Origin of the sequence: Halomonas aquatica (assembly GCF_040196335.1) — a bacterium.
Classification (GTDB): domain Bacteria; phylum Pseudomonadota; class Gammaproteobacteria; order Pseudomonadales; family Halomonadaceae; genus Halomonas; species Halomonas aquatica.
Genome location: NZ_JBEGCJ010000001.1, coordinates 627,434 through 643,551 on the forward strand (window position 1 = coordinate 627,434; position 16,118 = coordinate 643,551).

Here is a 16,118-nt window from a genome sequence, read left to right on the forward strand (position 1 = left end):
TTGATCGATACCGCAGTGTCAGTCAGGACGCCGGCTCGAGCAGGCGCTGCCAGAGCTCGATGACGGCGTCACGATGTTCCTGGAAATCCGAATTGCGTCCCCGGGCGGGCTCACCGGTCAGTGCCGCGCGATGGGCGGCGGTGCGGCAGGCGAGGTACGCCTCGCGCAGCCGCCGGCACTCATCGGCGGGCAGGCGACCGGTGGCCTCGAGGGTCTCGAGGATGCGCATGTTGTCGTTGTAGGTCAGCAGCTCCGGAGTCTCGTGACTCATGGAGAGCACCGTGAACTGGCAGAGGAACTCGATATCCACCATCCCGCCGGGGTCGTGCTTGAGGTCGAAGTCGTCGCTCTGGCCCTTGCTGCCCAGATGGTCGCGCATCTTGTGGCGCATCTTCACCACCTCCTCACGCAGTGCGGCGAGGTCCCGCTCACGGCCGAGGATCTCGCGGCGAATCGTCACGAAGCGCTCCGCCAGAGGCTCGTGACCAGCCACCACCCGGGCTCGCACCAGCGCCTGATGCTCCCAGGTCCAGGCATGTTCGCGCTGGTAGTCGGCGAAGGCGTCCAGCGTGGTGACCAGCAGCCCTGACTTGCCCGAGGGACGAAGGCGCATGTCCACCTCATAGAGGTTGCCCGCGGGGGTCACGGCGGTTAGCAGGTGGATGATGCGCTGGCCGAGCCGGGTGAAGAAGACCGCATTGTCGATGGGCCGCGCGCCGTCGGTGCTGCCCCGGCCGGCGCCGTCGTGGAGGAACACCAGGTCCAGGTCGGAGCCGTAGCCCAGCTCGATGCCACCGAGCTTGCCGTAGCCGACGACCAGGAATTCCGGCGCCTGACCACAGCGTTCCCCGCCGCGACCTTCCGGGAAGCCATGCTTGCGGGTCAGATGCTTCCAGGCCATGACCAGCACCGTCTCGAGGACCACCTCGGCGATGTAGGTGAGGTAGTCGCTGACCTTCATCAGGTGACGGGTGCCGGCGATGTCGGAGGCGGCCACGTGCAGTACCTGGGCATGCTTGAAGACCCGCAAGGCCTCGAGCTGGGCCTCCTCGTCATCCTCGGGGATCCTTCCAAGGTCCTGGCGCAGCTCATCGGCGAGCCGCGCCTTGTTCGCCGGCGTGTAGAGGGTATCCGGGGTGAGCAGCTCATCGAGCAGGACGGGATGGCGCGCCAGCTGCTCGGCGATCCAGGGGCTGGCGCTGCACAGCCGCATCAGGTGCTCGAGGGCATCGGGGTTCTCGCGCAACAGGGCCAGGTAGGCGGTACGCCGCAATACCGACTCGACCAGCGGCAGGACCCGCTCCAGGGCTGTGTCCGGCGCTTCGCTGGCGGCCGCCGCATCAAGCAGCAGCGGCATCAGAGCATCGAGCCGCTCGAAGCCGATGCGCTGCATCGACTGCACCTGCCGGGAGTGTCGCAAGGCGCCCAGCCGGCGCATGGCGGCATCCGGCTCGGCCAGGCCGGCCTCTTCCAGCAGCTCGCTGGCCTCGTCCTGCTCCAGCTCGCCGCGCCACAGCGCGCGCCACTCCTCCAGGCCGGCGGCGCCCGGAGCCTCGACCCCGCCGGTCTGCTCGACCTCTTCCTCAGGCTCGGCGATAACGGCATCGAAGTGGCGCCTCACCCGAGCGCGGGCCTCGTCGAGGCGCGCCATGACCGCGGGCCAGTCCTCCATGTCCAGCGCCAGGGCGACCCGCTCGCGATCCACCTCCTCGACCGGCAGACTCTGGGTCTGGCGGTCCTCCAGGGCCTGGAGGATATGCTCGATGTCACGCAGGAAGACGTAGTCGGGGGTCAGTTCGTCGACCACCTCTCGGGGCAGCAGGCCAAGTTCGGGCAGCCGGTCCAGCGCGCTCTTCAGGGAGGTGACCTGCAGCTCGGTATCGCGCCCGCCGCGGATCAGCTGGAAGGCCTGGGCCACGAACTCCACTTCGCGGATGCCGCCGGGGCCGAGCTTGATGTTGTCCTGCATGCCGCGGCGGTGCACCTCGCGGTTGATCATCGCCTTGAGCTCGCGCAGCGACTCGATGGCACCGAAGTCGAGGTACTTGCGATAGACGAAGGGCCGCAGGCTCGCCAGCAGCTCGGCACCGGCCCCCAGGTCGCCGGCCACCGGCCGCGCCTTGAGCATCGCATAGCGCTCCCACTCGCGACCCTGATCCTGATAGTAGCCGGCCAGGGACGCGAAGCTGCCGACCAGCGGCCCACCGTCGCCCAGTGGGCGCAGGCGCATGTCGACCCGGAAGGCGAAGCCGTCGGCGGTCACCGCGTCCAGGGCGGTGATCAGCCGCTGGCCCAGCTTGGTGAAGAACTCCTGATGCTCCAGGGACTTGCGACCGCCCTCGGTCTCGCCCTTCTCGGGGAAGGCGAAGATCAGGTCGATGTCCGAGGAGAGGTTCAGCTCGCCGGCGCCGAGTTTACCCATGCCAAGCACCACCAGGCGCTGCTCGCTACCATCCGCCCGGGGCGCGGGACGCCCCCAGCGGGGCGCGAGGTAGGTCTCGAGCCAGCCCAGGGCAAGCTCCAGGCAGGCCTGAGCCAGCTCGGTGACGGCCGCCGCCGTGACCCACATGTCGATGCCCGGCGGGCGTGTCAGGTCCCGCCAGACGATGCCCAGCATACGCGCCCGGCGAAAGCGGCGGATGGCGGCATGAAGGGCCTCTTCGTCCTCGGCGGCCTCCAGCCGTTCATCGAGCCAGCTGCGCAGCGATTCCGCGGAGGGGGTCTCGTCCAACTCGCCGCTGGCATCCAGGTGCAGCAGCCATTCGGGATAGCGCACCAGGGTCTCGGCAGCGAAGGTCGAGATGGCCAGCACCCGGGCCAGCTGCCGGCGCCGTTCGTCCGACAACGACAGCCAGTCCTCCAACGGAGAGTCGCCCCCGTTCATGTCGGCCAGGTTAGTGGCCTGCTCGAGCGAAGTCGCCATCCGGTCACGGGTGTGCGCCAGGGGAGCCCTCAAGGGCTCAGGGATGTCATCCAGCGGCAGGAAGTTGTCGGGCAGGGCCATGGGCGTCTCGCATCCGGTTCTCGAATGTCTCCAGCATAGCGAAGCCAGCCCAGCCCCATAACCCGATCACTCGCCTCAGGCGAGGAATTTCTCCCAGGCGAGCAGCCCCCAGGTCAGCCCGGCGATGCACAGCGACAGCATCACCGCCGCCGAACCGATGTCCTTCGCACGGCCGGCGAGTTCGTGGCGTTCAGGACCAATGCGGTCCACCACACACTCGATGGCGCTGTTGACCAGCTCGATGACCAGCACCATCAAGCAGCTGCCCATCAGCAATATCCATTCCACCGGACCCTCGCCGATCCAGGCGGCCAGTGGCAGCAGGAGCACGCAGATGCCAATTTCCTGGCGGAACGCCGCCTCGTGACGGAAGGCCGCCTTGAGCCCCATCAGCGAATAGCGGGTCGAGTGAACCAGGTGGCGCCAGCCGGTATGCCCGGGCTTCATCTCGGGCTTACCGGGGGATTCAGTGGGCATCGATCATCTCCTCCAGGTCCGCGGCCAGTGGATCGAGCACTTGCCGCCAGTTGAGCCAGGGCGTCGTGGCGGTGCCGTTGACCAGCACGCTGAACACGCCCCATTGCCCGGATCGAGTGCGGAAGTAGCCGCCCGCGGCGCGCACGGCCACCGGCCGGTTGAGAGTGCCGGTCTTGAGCATGACGTGATGCTGGAAGGTGGGCGAGCCTTGCCGGATGAAGCGCATCACCCCGTTGCTCGGTGACTGCAGGGCGGCTACGAAACTGGGGAATAGCGCCGGACGATGGTACAAGCTCTCCAGCAAAGTATTCACACCGGCGGCCGAGGTGCGGTTCTCGGGCGTCAGGCCACTTCCGCTGCGCAGCGTGACGGGGCCATGACCGGGAATCCCGGTCGCGAAGGCCTCCAGCGCCGCCCCGGCCTGCTCCAGGTCGGCGCGCGGCGTCTCGACCAGGTTCAAGGCCAGCACGTCGGCCATGAAGTTGTTGGAGTAGTTGAGGGTCCGCAACAGCAGTTCCTGCAGCGACTCGCCATCCACGGCGGCGAGCTCCCGGGCCGACTCCGGCGGCTCCGTGGTCACCACCTCGGCACCGTCACGCACCGTGATGCCCGCCTGCTCGAGCATCGCCAGCAGGGTTTGTGCAGTCTGTAGCGCCGGGTCGGAACTGGCCCTGTAGACCCGCCTGGGCAGGGCATTGGTGGAGATCTGTCCGCGGAGCAGCATGACGTCGCCGGTGTCGCGCAGCACCCGCTCTGCATTGAGCTCGGTGCCGCTGTCATCGGGCTTCGTCTCGACCCGGTTGTCGATGTCGACGATCGGCACCTGGCTCTCGCAACTGTTGATGCGGGCTGGCTGACCGGGGGATGCGGCGGGGGCCACGGAAACGCACCAGCTACCGAAATTCACGCCGACAGAGGAGAGCAGCGCACTGTAAGCGTTGGCCACCCGGGAGTGGGCCTGGCAACGATCGGTCGTCAGGCATTTCACGGGGCCATAGCGCCACTGGCTGACCAACAGGCGACCATCGACGTGCCGCACCCCGGCTTGGTGCAGTCGCTGCACCAGTCGCCACAGGTCCTCGCTGGTCAGGGCAGGATCGCCGCCGCCATCGAACACCAGGTCACCGGGCAGCGACCCTTCGGCATCAGGCTCGACCGTGCTCACCAGACGGCTGGTGAAGTGGTGCTGTGGCCCCCAGCGATCCAGCGCCGCCGCCGCCAGGTAGATCTTGGAGACCGAGGCCGGCGAGAGCTGGCGCTCGGGCTCGATGGCCCCCAGAGTCTCGCCGCTGCCGAGCAGCCGCGCCTCGGCACCGACCCGAAAGCCCTTGTCGGTCATCTCGGCGAGACGGGAAAAACCACTCGCCTGGGCGAGCAGTGGAAGCAACGCCAGGAGAGCGAAGAGCAGAGGGCGGCGGAACATGAGACCTCCAGGGGACTCCAAGGGCCCTCAGCTTAATGGGACGCGACGGAAGAGAACACCTGAATCACCACCACGCCACCAACGATCATGGCCAGGCCCAGCAACGCCGGCAGATCGGGCTTCTCTCCGTAGACCAGAATGCCCACCAGGGTCACCAGCACGATGCCGAGCCCGGCCCAGAAGGCGTAGGCGATGCCCACGGGCAGGGTGCGCAGCACCAGGGCGAGCAGGTAGAAGGCCAGCCCATAGCCCACCACCACCGTGACGCTGGGCCATAGGCGAGTGAAGCCTGCCGATGCCTTCAGCGCGCTGGTGGCCACCACCTCGGCGATGATGGCGAGTGCCAGATAGAGATAGGTCATCTTTCTCCTCCCACCCCAGCGGGAACCAGCCCGGGGTCGTGGGGAAGCTCGACCACCAGCCGCCACAGCGACTGGCCGCTGGCATGGTATTTCTGCTCGAAGGGGGTCAGGCAGGTCTCCCCCGGCACGAAAGGCTCCGCCGAGGCCGGCACTCCGGTGGCCTGGGTCACCGCCAGGGCAAACTCTTCCACGTAGACCCGCCAGTTGGAGCGCAGCTCGAGGGCGCCGCCCAGAGCCAGGATCACCGGCAGCACCGGGTGGCCCTGCCAGCGCATCTTGAGATGGGCGGCCTTGGGGTAGGGGTTGGGGTACAGCAGGTAGTGGCGCGCCGGGCGCCAGTCGTCAGCCAGGGCCAGGCGCCAGAAGTCCACCAGGTCGGCACGCACCAGCAGCGCATTGTCCGGCAGCCTGCCATGATCACGGGAGAGGCGGTCGGCACTGCGGTCCATGCCGATCACCGCGCATTCGGAAAATCGCTCGGCCAGCCGGCGGGTCGACAGGCCCACTCCGCACCCCGCGTCCAGGATCAAGGGCGCTCCGGCGCGACGCATGAGCCACTCCCGAGCCCCGAGGAAGGCCTCGCTGGTATGCTCGGCCAGGGGCTTGCGCAGGGGGTGCGCCAGGGCCCTCTCCACGCGGCTAGACAGGTTCTCGTGGGGTCCGGTCTGGCGGCTGACGATGGATCGCGAACGGGCAGTCATGACAGCAGGCTCGGAGAGATGGGAAAGACGGCGCATTCTACCAGCACATAGGCGACAACGCAGGGGCGCCGGCATGACGCCAGCACAGGCCGGGTGCTATCATCCATGGCCTGACAAAGATAATGCAGCCACGACATCAACCGCACAACGAGGAACCCGGCTTGCCACACTTACCGGTGATCGTCGGCATGGGCGGCGTGAATCCCGCCGGCCGAACCTCGGGCCACCAGGCATTTCGCCGAACCGTGCTCAATGCCCTGCCCGATGACGTTCAGGCCAGCACCCTGCTGGGCCTGGCGGCCATGATGCGCCTGGCCGACTGCCAGGCGGATGGCGCCTGGCATGACGCCCAGGGCCATTTCCTGGATGCCGCAGGGATCGTCGAGCAGACCCGCCAGCAGGTGCTCGACCACACCCTGATCCGGCGCATCGAGGATGCCCGCTTCAACGAGGAGGGCCTGCCGGCCAACCGCAAGGCGAGCCTCGCCCTCGATGTGCCGCTGACCTTCCGCATCCGCCGACGCCAGTTGCCCGACGACCTGCCGCCCACCTGGCAGGTTCGCGAGCTGGACCGCCAGACCCTGGAAGTCACCGTACCCGCCGGCACCATGGACGTGATGCTGCCCGAGACACGTCAGGCTCAGGTCCGGGCCGCCGGCCAGTTGCCTTCGGGGTTCGAGCCCAGCCGCCTGTACCGAAGCGTGCACCACCCCCGCGGCCTCGCCATGACCATCTTCGCCGCCAGCGACTGCCTGGGCGACAGCGGCCTGGAGTGGGACAGTCTGCGCGATCGCCTGGATCCCGACCAGATCGCCGTCTATGCCGGCAATTCCATCGGCCAGCTCGACGACGATGGCTGGGGCGGCCTGCTCAAGAGTTTCAGCTCCGGCAAGCGCGCCACCTCCAAGCAGATGCCGCTGGGCTATGGCCAGATGCCCGCGGACTTCCTCAATGCCTATGTACTGGGCAGCGTGGGCGGCACCGGGGCGGCGCTGGGCGCCTGCGCCAGCTTCCTCTACAACCTGCGCCTGGGGGTCAACGATATCCGTGCCGGCCACCGTCGAGTGGTAATGGTCGGCACCGCCGACGCCCCGATCACCCCCGAGGTCATCGAGGGCTTCCGTACCATGGGAGCACTGGCCGATGATGACGGCCTCAAGGCCCTGGATGCGCTCGAGCTGCTCACCGATGCGGACTACCAGCGCGCCTGCCGGCCCTTCGCCCGCAACTGCGGCTTCACCATGGGCGAGTCCAGCCAGTTCGTGATGCTGATGGACGATGCCCTGGCACTGGAGACGGGCGCCGAGATACTGGGCAGCGTGCCGGGGGTATTCGTCAATGCCGACGGCTGGAAGCGCTCGATCTCCGCGCCTGGCATCGGCAACTACATCTCCCTGGCCAAGGCGGTCGCGCTGGTGCGCGACATGCTCGGCGAGAAGGCACTGCGCGAGCGCACCTTCCTGCACGCCCATGGCACCAGCACTCCCAAGAACCGCATCACCGAATCCCATGTCTTCGACCGGGTGGCCCATGCCCATGGCATCACCGACTGGCCGGTGGTGGCGGTGAAGGCCTTCGTCGGGCACTCACAGGGCAGTGCCGCCGGCGACCAGTTGACCAGCGCCCTGGGCAGCTTCGCCCATGATCTGCTGCCCGGCATCTTCACCCTGGAGGCCGTGGCCGATGACGTCCATGCCGAACGCCTGAGGCTGTTCCGCGATCCACTGCCCTTCAAGGCGGATGCCGCTTTCATCAACGCCAAGGGCTTCGGCGGCAACAACGCTACCGGCGTGGTGCTCTCCCCCTCGGTCACCGAGCGGCTGCTGACGCAACGCCACGGGGAGGCCGCCATGGCCGCCTGGCAGACGCGCCGCGCCACCACCCGCGAGGTCGCCGCGGACTATCACCAGGCCGCCGACCGGGGCCACTTCCGGGCCCGCTATCGCTTCGGCGAGGGCGTGCTGGAGGGCCCGGAGCTCGATGTCGGAAGGGACGAGATCCGCATCCCCGGCTATGCCCAGTCGGTATCGCTGACCGTGGACAACCCCTTCGGGCGGCTGGATGACGAGGACGACTCATGAATACCGCCATCTATCCCGGGACCTTCGACCCCATCACCAACGGCCATCTCGACCTGATCGAGCGCGCTTCCAGGTTGTTCGACAAGGTGGTGGTGGCCATTGCCACCAGCCCCGGCAAGGACCCGACGCTCGATATCGATGCGCGCATCTCCCTGGCCCGGGAAGTGGTGGCCGGACTGGACAACGTTGAGGTGGTGGGCTTCTCGGGACTGATGACGGAGTTCATGAAGCAGCAGCATGCCCGCGTACTGCTGCGCGGCCTGCGCGCGGTGTCCGATTTCGAATACGAGTTGCAGCTGGCCAACATGAACCGCGCCCAGATGCCGGAGCTCGAGACGGTCTTCCTGACTCCGGAGGTCGAGAACTCCTATATCTCCTCCACGCTGGTGCGCGAGATCGCACGACTCGGAGGTGATGTCTCGAAGCACGTGCATCCCAGGGTCGCCGAGACGCTGAAGAGTCATTACAATACCTGACTCTGCAACTCGGAATTGAGCCCGAGACCGCTTGCCGGCCAGCGACATCCGTGAGGTACCCCATGGCCCTGATGATCACCGACGAGTGCATCAACTGCGACGTCTGCGAACCCGAATGTCCCAACGGCGCCATCTCGCCGGGGGAAGAGATCTACGTCATCGACCCCAACCTGTGCACCGAATGCGTCGGCCACTACGACGAGCCCCAGTGCCAACAGGTCTGTCCGGTGGACTGCATCCCGCTCGACCCGGAGCGTGAGGAAAGCCGTGACGAGCTGATGGAGAAGTACCACATCATCACCGCCGCGTGATCCCGCTCGCCGCACTCCGCCTGGCATGTAAAACCGGACATGAAAACGACGCCCCGCTCATCGAGCGGGGCGTCGTGTCGTCGTGGGGCGGCCCTACATCTCGTCGGCGCGTCGACTGACCTTGCAGCCCAGGCAGCGCCGGAAGGTGGCCTCGGCCGGGGTCTTGATCAGAGTCTCCGCCGCCCCGTCCACGTTACCCCCCAGGGCAGAAAACGGCAGCGACACCAGAAAGATCGCCGCGCCGCCCAACGTGGCTACCGCCAGCAGCGGCCGGGCGATGACCGCATCGGCGATCATCGCCCCCCCACTGGGCCGGACTTCCGAACGCTCTCCTTGCGCCACGGCCGGCATGCTGCCCAGCAGCATCACCAGCGCCAGCATGGCGAATATCGTGCTCTTGCCCAGTCGTTTCATCATCCCCGCTCCCTGCCTCATCGGCTATATTGTCGACCTTGTTGCCGCCATCCGGCCAGCGCCGGACCATGGCATGCCTTCACATTCACACCTAGACTCAGGTTAGTTTCACCCTTTTGACAGGATATTACCTCAGGGTAGCCGGCTTTGCCGGGATGCCCAAGGCCACGGGCCCGCCCGTGCCATGCAAGGGAGCGCATGATGAACCGCCTGATCGCCATCGCCACGCTGACCGGGCTGGTCGCCTTACCCGTCTTCGCCCAGAGCTACCAGTACACGCCCATAGAAGGCCCCTACCTGGATGCCAATGCCTACCATGACGGCGACACCCTGAACGGGCGGGAGGACGGGCGGGAGGATAAGGGGGGCGACACCGGCCACGGCGATTCAGGTTACAGGCTGGTTGCAGGCTACCGGTTCACTCCCAACCTTGCCTTGGAGGCCAGTTACCTGGACTTCGGTGACGTTACAGCCAACGCCACCTTCACGGATGGCGCCGATGCAGCCTGGGCGGACATCGATGGAGGCTTCGATGGGGTGGGTCTTGCCCTGATCGGCAGGCTGCCTATTCAGGGCGGCCTAAGCGTGCATGGCAAGCTGGGCATGATCGCCTGGGATGGTGATGTCTCGGGTATTGCACGCCTCAGCGGCGAGGTTCTCGATGATGACGCATCAAGCGACGCTGGCAACGACCCCTTCTTCGGCATCGGCGCCGAGTACGAGATCCAGCAGATCATCATCCGCGGCGAGTACGAGCGCTACGATATCGGCGACAGCGGCACGGACTTCGAGATCGACCTCGTGTCCGCGAGCCTCGGCTACCGCTTCTAGGTCCTGACGCACCTTCCTCGACGGCCCCGCCCATCGGCAGGGCCGTTGCGTTATGGAGCGAAACGCGCCACCCTGCCCGGCCTTACCGCCACCGGACCGCCGTGACGCCCCCATGACCCGCCCGCCTGCCGACACGCGATCGCGCATCCTCTCGCTGGCCTGGCCGATCATCCTGTCGAACATCACCGTCCCGCTGCTCGGGCTGGTGGACACCGCCGTTGTTGGCCATCTGCCCGACTCACGCTACCTCGCCGGGGTGACCCTGGGGGCGACGCTCTTCAGCTTCCTCTTCTGGGGCTTCGGCTTCCTGCGCATGGGCACCACCGGCCTCACCTCCCAGGCGGTGGGACGCGAGGCCGATGGCGAGGTGCGTAACCTGCTCGGCCAGTCGCTGCTGCTCGCCATGGTCATCGGCCTGGGGTTGATACTGGCCGGCGGCCCGCTGGTGACGCTGGGGCTGTGGCTGCTCGACGGCAGCCAGGTGGCCACGGAGCTGGCCGCGGAGTACGCCCGTATCCGCCTGCTTTCGGCCCCGGCGGTGCTGGCCAACTATGCCATCCTCGGCTGGTTTCTCGGCCAGCAGAACTCGCGGGTCACCCTGGCCATCCTGGTGCTGACCAACGGCGTCAACATCGCCCTCGACCTGCTGTTCGTGGTGGGACTGGGGATGACCAGCGACGGTGTGGCCTGGGCCACGGTGATCGCCGACTACGCGGCCCTGGCCTTCGGCCTCTGGCTGGTATCGCGCCAGTTGGGGGTGCTGTCGGGGCACTTCCTGCGCAGCCGGATCCTCAGGCTCGCCGCCTATGGCGAGCTCTTCCGGGTCAACGCCAACCTATTCGTGCGCACCCTGGGCCTGCTGTTCGCCATGGCCTTCTTCACCTCCCGCGGCGCCGCCCAGGGCGACACCGTGCTGGCGGCCAACGCCGTGCTGCTGCAGTTCATCATGCTCACCAGCTTCGCCCTGGACGGCTTCGCCCATGCCGCCGAGGCGCTGACCGGGCGTGCCGTGGGCCGCCAGCGCTTCGACGAATTCGGCCGGCTCGTCACCAGCGCCGCCCGCTTCTCGCTGGTCACGGCGGGAGGGGCCTCGCTGGCCTTCGCCCTGGGCGGAGAGTGGTTGATCTCGGCGCTGACCGGCCTGCCGGAGGTGCGGGCCGCCGCCGCCGACTACCTGCCCTGGATGGTCGTCATGCCGCTGGTGGCAGTATGGAGCTACCTGTTCGACGGAGTCTTCATCGGAGCCACCGCGATCCGCGAGATGCGCAACAGCATCTATGCGGGACTCGCCGTCTACCTGCCGCTCTGGTGGCTGACCACGCCATTGGGTAACCACGGCCTGTGGCTGGCCTTCCTGGGGTTTGCTATGGTGCGCTCGGGCGTGCTGCTGGCCTACTACCGTCACCATCGCCGCACCCGCTGGCGCCACCGCGCCGGGGCCGGCTTCGTTGACGGCGAGTCCCGCCCCGGGTAGCGCAACTCTCTGAGGGTGCGCTACTTTCTGTCTGGCACGCCATCATCGACAACCGACAACAGAAGAAGGGAACACCCATGCTCAAGGCCCTATCGAGACCGGCCGTCAGGCTGGTCGAGAAGTACCTGCCCGACCCCTACATCTTCGTTCTGCTGCTGACGGTCATTGCCGCCGCCGCGGCCATCGCCGTGGAGCGACAGACTCCGCTGGCGGTACTCAGGTTCTGGGGCGACGGCTTCTGGAACCTGCTGACCTTCTCGATGCAGATGCTGCTCGTGCTGGTCACCGGCTTCATGCTGGCAAGCTCGCCCCCCGTCAGCCGCCTGCTGCAGAAACTGGCCGGCCTGGCCAACAACGCCGGCGCCGCCATCCTGCTCGTGACCCTGGTCTCGCTGGCCGCCAGCTGGATCAACTGGGGCTTCGGCCTGGTGGTCGGCGCGCTGTTCGCCAAGGAGCTGGCCCGCCAGGTCAAGGTGGACTATCGCCTGCTGGTGGCCAGCGCCTACTCCGGCTTCGTCGTCTGGCACGGCGGGCTGGCCGGATCGATCCCGCTGACCATCGCCACCGAGGGCCATTTCACCGTCGAGCAGATCGGTGTGATCGGCACCGGCGAGACCGTCTTCTCGCTGTTCAACATCGGCATCTTGCTCTGCCTGTTCATCGCGGTACCGCTGGTCAACCGGATGATGCTCCCGGACGAGAAGGACAGCGTCTACATCGATCCCAAGCTGCTCGGTGAGACGGATACGCGACAGCCAAGCATCTCCCGTCCGGCGGAGCGCCTCGAGAACAGCACGACGCTCGCCTGGTTGGTCGGTATCCCCGGCCTTCTCTTCCTGTTCGATCACTTCGTGCTCCGCGGCGGCGGCCTGAACCTGAACGTGGTGAACTTCCTGTTCCTGTTCCTGGCCATCGTGCTGCACCGCACCCCCCAGAACCTGCTCAACAGCCTGAATGAGGCCATCAAGGGCGGCGCCGGCATCGTGATCCAGTTCCCCTTCTACGCCGGGATCATGGCGATCATGGTGCAGTCTGGGCTCGCCGAGACCCTGTCCGGTGCGCTGATCTCCTTCGCCACCGAAGCCACCCTACCCTTCTGGTCCTTCATCAGTGCCGGCATCGTCAACATCTTCGTGCCCTCCGGCGGCGGCCAGTGGGCCGTGCAGGCTCCGGTGATGCTGCCGGCCGCCCAGGCCCTGGGCGTGGACATTCCCCGGGTGGCCATGGCCGTAGCCTGGGGTGACGCCTGGACCAACCTGCTGCAGCCCTTCTGGGCCCTGCCGGTCCTCGGGATCGCCGGCCTCAAGGCCAAGGACATCATGGGTTTCTGCCTGATCCAGCTGCTCATCACCGGCATCATCATCGCCGTCGGCTTGACCTGGTTCTGAACCGCAATCCAGCCCATGACGGCCTGACAACGCCTTGCTCCCCCTTGCGGGAGCAAGGCGTTATGCTGTGGAAAACCTTCACGGGGACACTCCGATGAATGACCAGACGCTGCCCGGCCAACACGAACTCTCGATGACCGTGCTGATGACCCCTGACATGGCCAACTTCAGCGGCAAGGTTCATGGCGGCGCCATCCTCAAGAAACTCGACGAGGTGGCCTATGCCTGTGCCAGCCGCTACGCGGGCCATTACGTGGTGACATTGTCCGTCGACCAGGTGCTGTTCAAGCAGCCGATCCATGTCGGCGAACTGGTCACCTTTCTGGCCTGCGTCAACCACGTGGGAAGCTCCTCGATGGAGATCGGCATCAAGGTGGTCGCAGAGGATATCCGCCACAAGATAATCCGCCACACCAACAGCTGCTACCTGACCATGGTCGCCGTGGACGACCAGGGAAAGCCGGCAAGGGTGCCGCCGCTCAGGCTGGACACCCGCGTGCAGAAGCTGCGTTTCGAGAAGGCCGCACTGCGCAAGAAGTTGCGCAAGCAAGCCGAGGAAGAGGAACGCCTCACCCAGGCCAGGCACGAGGAGCCCTGAAGGGGGCAAGCAGGAAGAGCGGCAGGAGACCGGCGAAGCCGCCCGGCCTTTGTGGCAATTGCCTGCGCCGGAGCGGGGCCCCGGCGCAGACAGTCGGTTCTTCGGTTATTCTCCGGGCATCAAGTCGCGGCGTCCTGCACCACCTCTCCACCTCTCTCGATATCCTGCCCGGCGCCACGTATGGTATTGCAACCACTGAGCAGCGACAGGGTGAATAGCGCAACCAGTACCAGTGCAAATGTCCTTTTCATGCTCGTTTCCTCGTCCTTTCCGATACGCAATGAAGGAATGACACTCTTTTAAATTAGCACGTTATTGCCGAACCGACAGATCGCCTGAGTTGACACACCTAGCCCAGCAGCAGCCGCAGGATGATCGCGGCGATGACCGTGATGGTCAGCCACTTGACGACGAAGGCCCCGCGCGGACTCATATTGACCTTCACCGCCAACCAAGCCCCCAGCATGCTGCCCGCCGCCAGCACCAGGCCGTAGCCCCAGCGCACCTGATCATTGACCAGGAAGATCGCCAGGGCCGGCAGGGTATAGACCAGTATGATCAGCACCTTGAAGATGCTCACCTGGGCGAGGTCGATCTTCAGCATGCGATAGAGCACCACGATGAACAGGATGCCCACCCCGACCTGGATGAAGCCACCGTAGAGCCCGATGGCGAACATCGCCAGGTACACGGCGGGAGTGAGGCGCTCCGGAGTCAGTGGGCGGGTAGCCAGGAGCGGCTGGGGCAGCAGCATCAGCACCCCCGAGCCCGCCATCACCGTGATCAGGATCGTCTCGAACAGTTCATCGCCGGTCCGCAGGGCCAGCCAGGCACCGAGCAGCGAGCCAACCACGGCGGGCACAGAAAGACGCAGCGATAGGCCCACGTGACGGGCGCCGGCTCGGAAGAAGCTGGTCACCGCCGAGATGCTCTGCAGGGCAACGGACACCCGGTTGGTGCCATTGGCCGCCTGCGGCGACAGCCCCAGGAACATCAGCAACGGTAGCGTCAGCATCGACCCCCCGGCGGAAAGCACATTGATGAAGCCGGCCAGGGTTCCGATGGCCAGCAGGGCAAGTGCCTCGAACAATGTCATGACGGCGTCCGTTGGGAGCGGGTCGAAGGGGGGCAGCATACCGACCTGACCCCGCCGGGGGAATCTGCCCGCCCCCATCCGCCTGTGTCATGATGGCCGGGGCAGGGACCGCCATGATGAAAGGAGAATCGCGATGCAGGATTTCGAACTCGATGCCCGCCTGGCGGCGGACACCCATCCGGTCACCGAGCTGCCGCTCTGTCAGCTGCGGCTGATGGATGACGCGCGCTTTCCCTGGCTGGTGCTGGTGCCGCGCCGCCACGGGGTCAGCGAGGTGTTCGAGCTCGACAACCAGGACCAGCACCAGCTGTGGAGGGAGGCCACTGAGCTCGGCAGGGCCCTGCTCGGGGCCCTTGAGGGCGACAAGCTCAACATCGCCAGCCTGGGCAACATGGTCGCCCAGCTGCATGCGCATGTCATCGTGCGTCGCCGCGAGGATGCCGCCTGGCCGGCACCGGTGTGGGGCCACGGCCAGGCCGAGCCCTACGACCCGGATGGCCTGGCCGACATGCGTGCCCGCATCCTGGCCGAGCTCGAGGGGCTGGACCTGGACTCAGGGGAGTAGCCCCAGCCGCGACTGCAGGTCGGTCAGCAGGGGGTCCAGCACGGTGGGCGGCAATGCCCGCCCGCCCCGCGTGGCGATGAAGGCGACCCGGCTGCCGTCACCCACGCCTGTCACGCGCAGGGAGACGCCATAGCCCGGCATACGGGCCAGCACGGCGTCCAGTCGCCCCAGCTCGCCGTCGGCATGACGAATCACGTACCCGCGCTCCATCAACAGGTGCATGGCCTCGCGCAGCGTCTCCCCGGGGGTCGCGGCCAGTTGCAGCTCGCGGGCCGGCGGCGGGGCCGGCGTGGCGCAGCCGGCAAGCCACCCGGCCAGCAGCAGGATGACGATCGAGCGTTTCATGGGGCCTCCCCTGCCGGTGTGGCCTCGATGGCGCGGCGCAGATCTCGGCAGAAGCCCGCGTCGCTGGCACTGCGCGACTCGCGCAGATCACCCCGCCAGTCGATCATGCGAATGTCGCGGGCCACCTGCAGCTGCCGCTGATCGACCACCACCGAGACCCGCTCGACCCGAGTGGCCTCGTCGACTCCCGGCCCGAACCCGCCACCGATACCGATCATCACGCCGGAAGACACATGGCCACCGCTGCCTCCCAGCACGAAGCCACCGATGCGTGGCAGACGGTCGATGCCGTTGTCATGGTAAAGGGTGGTCCGGGCCCGCTCGGCGCTGACCAACCCCAGGGGGACATCGGTGTGGCGCACCAGGAAGCCCCCCGCCTCCAGGGCCGTGACCACCCGGGCCAGGCTGTCGCCGGGCGCGGCAGGCCAGCGACACTCGGCGGCCGGGGCGGGTTCGGCCACCGGCAGCGTCGTCGGCGTCATCTGGCAGCCGGCCAGCAAGCCCGTCAGCCCCCCGGTAAGCAGCAACTGCAGCCATGCTCGCATCGGACAATCTCCAGAAGTGATTAGCAT

General features: G+C 66.9%; 18 protein-coding genes. 8 read left to right on the top strand and 10 right to left on the bottom strand.

The genetic code is table 11. From position 1 onward, the window contains the following. Nucleotides 1-22: 22 nt before the first annotated feature. From glnE to trmB, 5 genes are all read right to left on the bottom strand, one after another. A complete protein-coding gene (gene glnE / locus ABE960_RS02895; protein ID WP_349760723.1) occupies nucleotides 23-3,004 on the bottom strand; it encodes a bifunctional [glutamate--ammonia ligase]-adenylyl-L-tyrosine phosphorylase/[glutamate--ammonia-ligase] adenylyltransferase in 2,982 nt (993 codons plus the stop codon). Nucleotides 3,005-3,079: 75 nt separating this feature from the next. After that, nucleotides 3,080-3,451, bottom strand: a complete 372-nt coding sequence (locus ABE960_RS02900; protein WP_349760793.1) for a diacylglycerol kinase — start codon at nucleotides 3,449-3,451, stop codon at nucleotides 3,080-3,082. 19 nt (nucleotides 3,452-3,470) lie between these two features. After that, on the bottom strand, nucleotides 3,471-4,904 hold the full coding sequence (dacB, locus tag ABE960_RS02905) for a D-alanyl-D-alanine carboxypeptidase/D-alanyl-D-alanine endopeptidase (protein WP_349760724.1): 1,434 nt from the start codon (nucleotides 4,902-4,904) through the stop codon (nucleotides 3,471-3,473). Nucleotides 4,905-4,936: 32 nt separating this feature from the next. Further along, nucleotides 4,937-5,266: a DMT family transporter gene (locus ABE960_RS02910; RefSeq protein ID WP_349760725.1), complete on the bottom strand. Its 330-nt coding sequence runs from the start codon at nucleotides 5,264-5,266 to the stop codon at nucleotides 4,937-4,939. After that, a complete protein-coding gene (gene trmB / locus ABE960_RS02915; RefSeq protein WP_349760726.1) occupies nucleotides 5,263-5,967 on the bottom strand; it encodes a tRNA (guanine(46)-N(7))-methyltransferase TrmB in 705 nt (234 codons plus the stop codon). The genes ABE960_RS02910 and trmB overlap by 4 nt, the downstream gene beginning before the upstream one ends. Nucleotides 5,968-6,155: 188 nt before the next feature. Between trmB and ABE960_RS02920 the strand changes: the two genes are divergently transcribed. The 3 genes from ABE960_RS02920 (at nucleotide 6,156) to ABE960_RS02930 (ending at nucleotide 8,835) form a co-directional block, all read left to right on the top strand. Then, complete coding sequence (locus ABE960_RS02920; protein ID WP_349760794.1) at nucleotides 6,156-8,048, top strand: beta-ketoacyl synthase; 1,893 nt, start codon at nucleotides 6,156-6,158, stop codon at nucleotides 8,046-8,048. After that, nucleotides 8,045-8,524: a pantetheine-phosphate adenylyltransferase gene (gene coaD / locus ABE960_RS02925; RefSeq protein ID WP_349760727.1), complete on the top strand. Its 480-nt coding sequence runs from the start codon at nucleotides 8,045-8,047 to the stop codon at nucleotides 8,522-8,524. The genes ABE960_RS02920 and coaD overlap by 4 nt, the downstream gene beginning before the upstream one ends. A gap of 62 nt (nucleotides 8,525-8,586) precedes the next feature. Beyond that, nucleotides 8,587-8,835, top strand: coding sequence for a YfhL family 4Fe-4S dicluster ferredoxin (locus ABE960_RS02930; protein WP_349760728.1), 249 nt, complete (start codon nucleotides 8,587-8,589; stop codon nucleotides 8,833-8,835). Between the two features lie 93 nt (nucleotides 8,836-8,928). Here the strand turns inward: ABE960_RS02930 and ABE960_RS02935 are convergent, their stop codons facing one another. After that, nucleotides 8,929-9,252 carry a hypothetical protein gene (locus ABE960_RS02935; RefSeq protein WP_349760729.1) on the bottom strand — a complete coding sequence of 108 codons (324 nt, stop codon included), beginning with the start codon at nucleotides 9,250-9,252 and terminating at the stop codon, nucleotides 8,929-8,931. A 198-nt stretch (nucleotides 9,253-9,450) separates the two neighbouring features. Here ABE960_RS02935 and ABE960_RS02940 point away from each other — a divergent pair, with 198 nt between their 5' ends. The 4 genes from ABE960_RS02940 (at nucleotide 9,451) to ABE960_RS02955 (ending at nucleotide 13,540) form a co-directional block, all read left to right on the top strand. Then, nucleotides 9,451-10,080, top strand: a complete 630-nt coding sequence (locus tag ABE960_RS02940; protein ID WP_349760730.1) for an outer membrane beta-barrel protein — start codon at nucleotides 9,451-9,453, stop codon at nucleotides 10,078-10,080. Nucleotides 10,081-10,192: 112 nt separating this feature from the next. Next, complete coding sequence (locus ABE960_RS02945; RefSeq protein ID WP_349760731.1) at nucleotides 10,193-11,554, top strand: MATE family efflux transporter; 1,362 nt, start codon at nucleotides 10,193-10,195, stop codon at nucleotides 11,552-11,554. A 77-nt stretch (nucleotides 11,555-11,631) separates the two neighbouring features. Further along, nucleotides 11,632-12,942, top strand: coding sequence for a short-chain fatty acid transporter (locus ABE960_RS02950; protein ID WP_349760732.1), 1,311 nt, complete (start codon nucleotides 11,632-11,634; stop codon nucleotides 12,940-12,942). A 94-nt stretch (nucleotides 12,943-13,036) separates the two neighbouring features. Next, the gene (locus tag ABE960_RS02955; RefSeq protein ID WP_349760734.1) at nucleotides 13,037-13,540 is read left to right on the top strand and encodes an acyl-CoA thioesterase; all 504 of its coding nucleotides are present in this window, start codon (nucleotides 13,037-13,039) and stop codon (nucleotides 13,538-13,540) included. Nucleotides 13,541-13,659: 119 nt separating this feature from the next. Here ABE960_RS02955 and ABE960_RS02960 read toward each other — a convergent pair whose 3' ends face one another. Together ABE960_RS02960 and ABE960_RS02965 are read right to left on the bottom strand one after the other, a co-directional pair. Continuing rightward, entirely contained in the window at nucleotides 13,660-13,791 is a 132-nt protein-coding gene (locus ABE960_RS02960) for an entericidin A/B family lipoprotein (RefSeq protein ID WP_349760735.1), read from the bottom strand. A 98-nt stretch (nucleotides 13,792-13,889) separates the two neighbouring features. Then, nucleotides 13,890-14,636, bottom strand: coding sequence for a sulfite exporter TauE/SafE family protein (locus ABE960_RS02965; protein WP_349760737.1), 747 nt, complete (start codon nucleotides 14,634-14,636; stop codon nucleotides 13,890-13,892). 133 nt (nucleotides 14,637-14,769) lie between these two features. On the opposite strand from ABE960_RS02965, the gene ABE960_RS02970 reads away from it, so the two are divergent. Continuing rightward, a complete protein-coding gene (locus tag ABE960_RS02970; RefSeq protein ID WP_349760738.1) occupies nucleotides 14,770-15,201 on the top strand; it encodes an HIT domain-containing protein in 432 nt (143 codons plus the stop codon). On the opposite strand, the gene ABE960_RS02975 is transcribed toward ABE960_RS02970, so the two are convergent. Together ABE960_RS02975 and ABE960_RS02980 are read right to left on the bottom strand one after the other, a co-directional pair. After that, entirely contained in the window at nucleotides 15,190-15,546 is a 357-nt protein-coding gene (locus tag ABE960_RS02975) for a hypothetical protein (protein WP_349760739.1), read from the bottom strand. The genes ABE960_RS02970 and ABE960_RS02975 overlap by 12 nt on opposite strands. Then, nucleotides 15,543-16,091, bottom strand: a complete 549-nt coding sequence (locus ABE960_RS02980; protein WP_349760740.1) for a hypothetical protein — start codon at nucleotides 16,089-16,091, stop codon at nucleotides 15,543-15,545. The genes ABE960_RS02975 and ABE960_RS02980 overlap by 4 nt, the downstream gene beginning before the upstream one ends. Between the last annotated feature and the right edge of the window lie 27 nt (nucleotides 16,092-16,118).

Bases quoted from the DNA above. Each gene is read 5' to 3' on its own strand.
- ABE960_RS02910 (WP_349760725.1), bottom strand. From the start codon at position 5,266: ATGACCTATCTCTATCTGGCACTCGCCATCATCGCCGAGGTGGTGGCC.
- ABE960_RS02900 (WP_349760793.1), bottom strand. From the start codon at position 3,451: ATGAAGCCCGGGCATACCGGCTGGCGCCACCTGGTTCACTCGACCCGC.
- ABE960_RS02940 (WP_349760730.1), top strand. From the start codon at position 9,451: ATGAACCGCCTGATCGCCATCGCCACGCTGACCGGGCTGGTCGCCTTA.
- glnE (WP_349760723.1), bottom strand. From the start codon at position 3,004: ATGGCCCTGCCCGACAACTTCCTGCCGCTGGATGACATCCCTGAGCCC.
- ABE960_RS02960 (WP_349760735.1), bottom strand. From the start codon at position 13,791: ATGAAAAGGACATTTGCACTGGTACTGGTTGCGCTATTCACCCTGTCG.
- ABE960_RS02950 (WP_349760732.1), top strand. From the start codon at position 11,632: ATGCTCAAGGCCCTATCGAGACCGGCCGTCAGGCTGGTCGAGAAGTAC.
- ABE960_RS02980 (WP_349760740.1), bottom strand. From the start codon at position 16,091: ATGCGAGCATGGCTGCAGTTGCTGCTTACCGGGGGGCTGACGGGCTTG.
- coaD (WP_349760727.1), top strand. From the start codon at position 8,045: ATGAATACCGCCATCTATCCCGGGACCTTCGACCCCATCACCAACGGC.
- ABE960_RS02975 (WP_349760739.1), bottom strand. From the start codon at position 15,546: ATGAAACGCTCGATCGTCATCCTGCTGCTGGCCGGGTGGCTTGCCGGC.
- ABE960_RS02935 (WP_349760729.1), bottom strand. From the start codon at position 9,252: ATGATGAAACGACTGGGCAAGAGCACGATATTCGCCATGCTGGCGCTG.
- trmB (WP_349760726.1), bottom strand. From the start codon at position 5,967: ATGACTGCCCGTTCGCGATCCATCGTCAGCCGCCAGACCGGACCCCAC.
- ABE960_RS02920 (WP_349760794.1), top strand. From the start codon at position 6,156: ATGGGCGGCGTGAATCCCGCCGGCCGAACCTCGGGCCACCAGGCATTT.
- dacB (WP_349760724.1), bottom strand. From the start codon at position 4,904: ATGTTCCGCCGCCCTCTGCTCTTCGCTCTCCTGGCGTTGCTTCCACTG.
- ABE960_RS02965 (WP_349760737.1), bottom strand. From the start codon at position 14,636: ATGACATTGTTCGAGGCACTTGCCCTGCTGGCCATCGGAACCCTGGCC.
- ABE960_RS02930 (WP_349760728.1), top strand. From the start codon at position 8,587: ATGGCCCTGATGATCACCGACGAGTGCATCAACTGCGACGTCTGCGAA.
- ABE960_RS02970 (WP_349760738.1), top strand. From the start codon at position 14,770: ATGCAGGATTTCGAACTCGATGCCCGCCTGGCGGCGGACACCCATCCG.
- ABE960_RS02945 (WP_349760731.1), top strand. From the start codon at position 10,193: ATGACCCGCCCGCCTGCCGACACGCGATCGCGCATCCTCTCGCTGGCC.
- ABE960_RS02955 (WP_349760734.1), top strand. From the start codon at position 13,037: ATGAATGACCAGACGCTGCCCGGCCAACACGAACTCTCGATGACCGTG.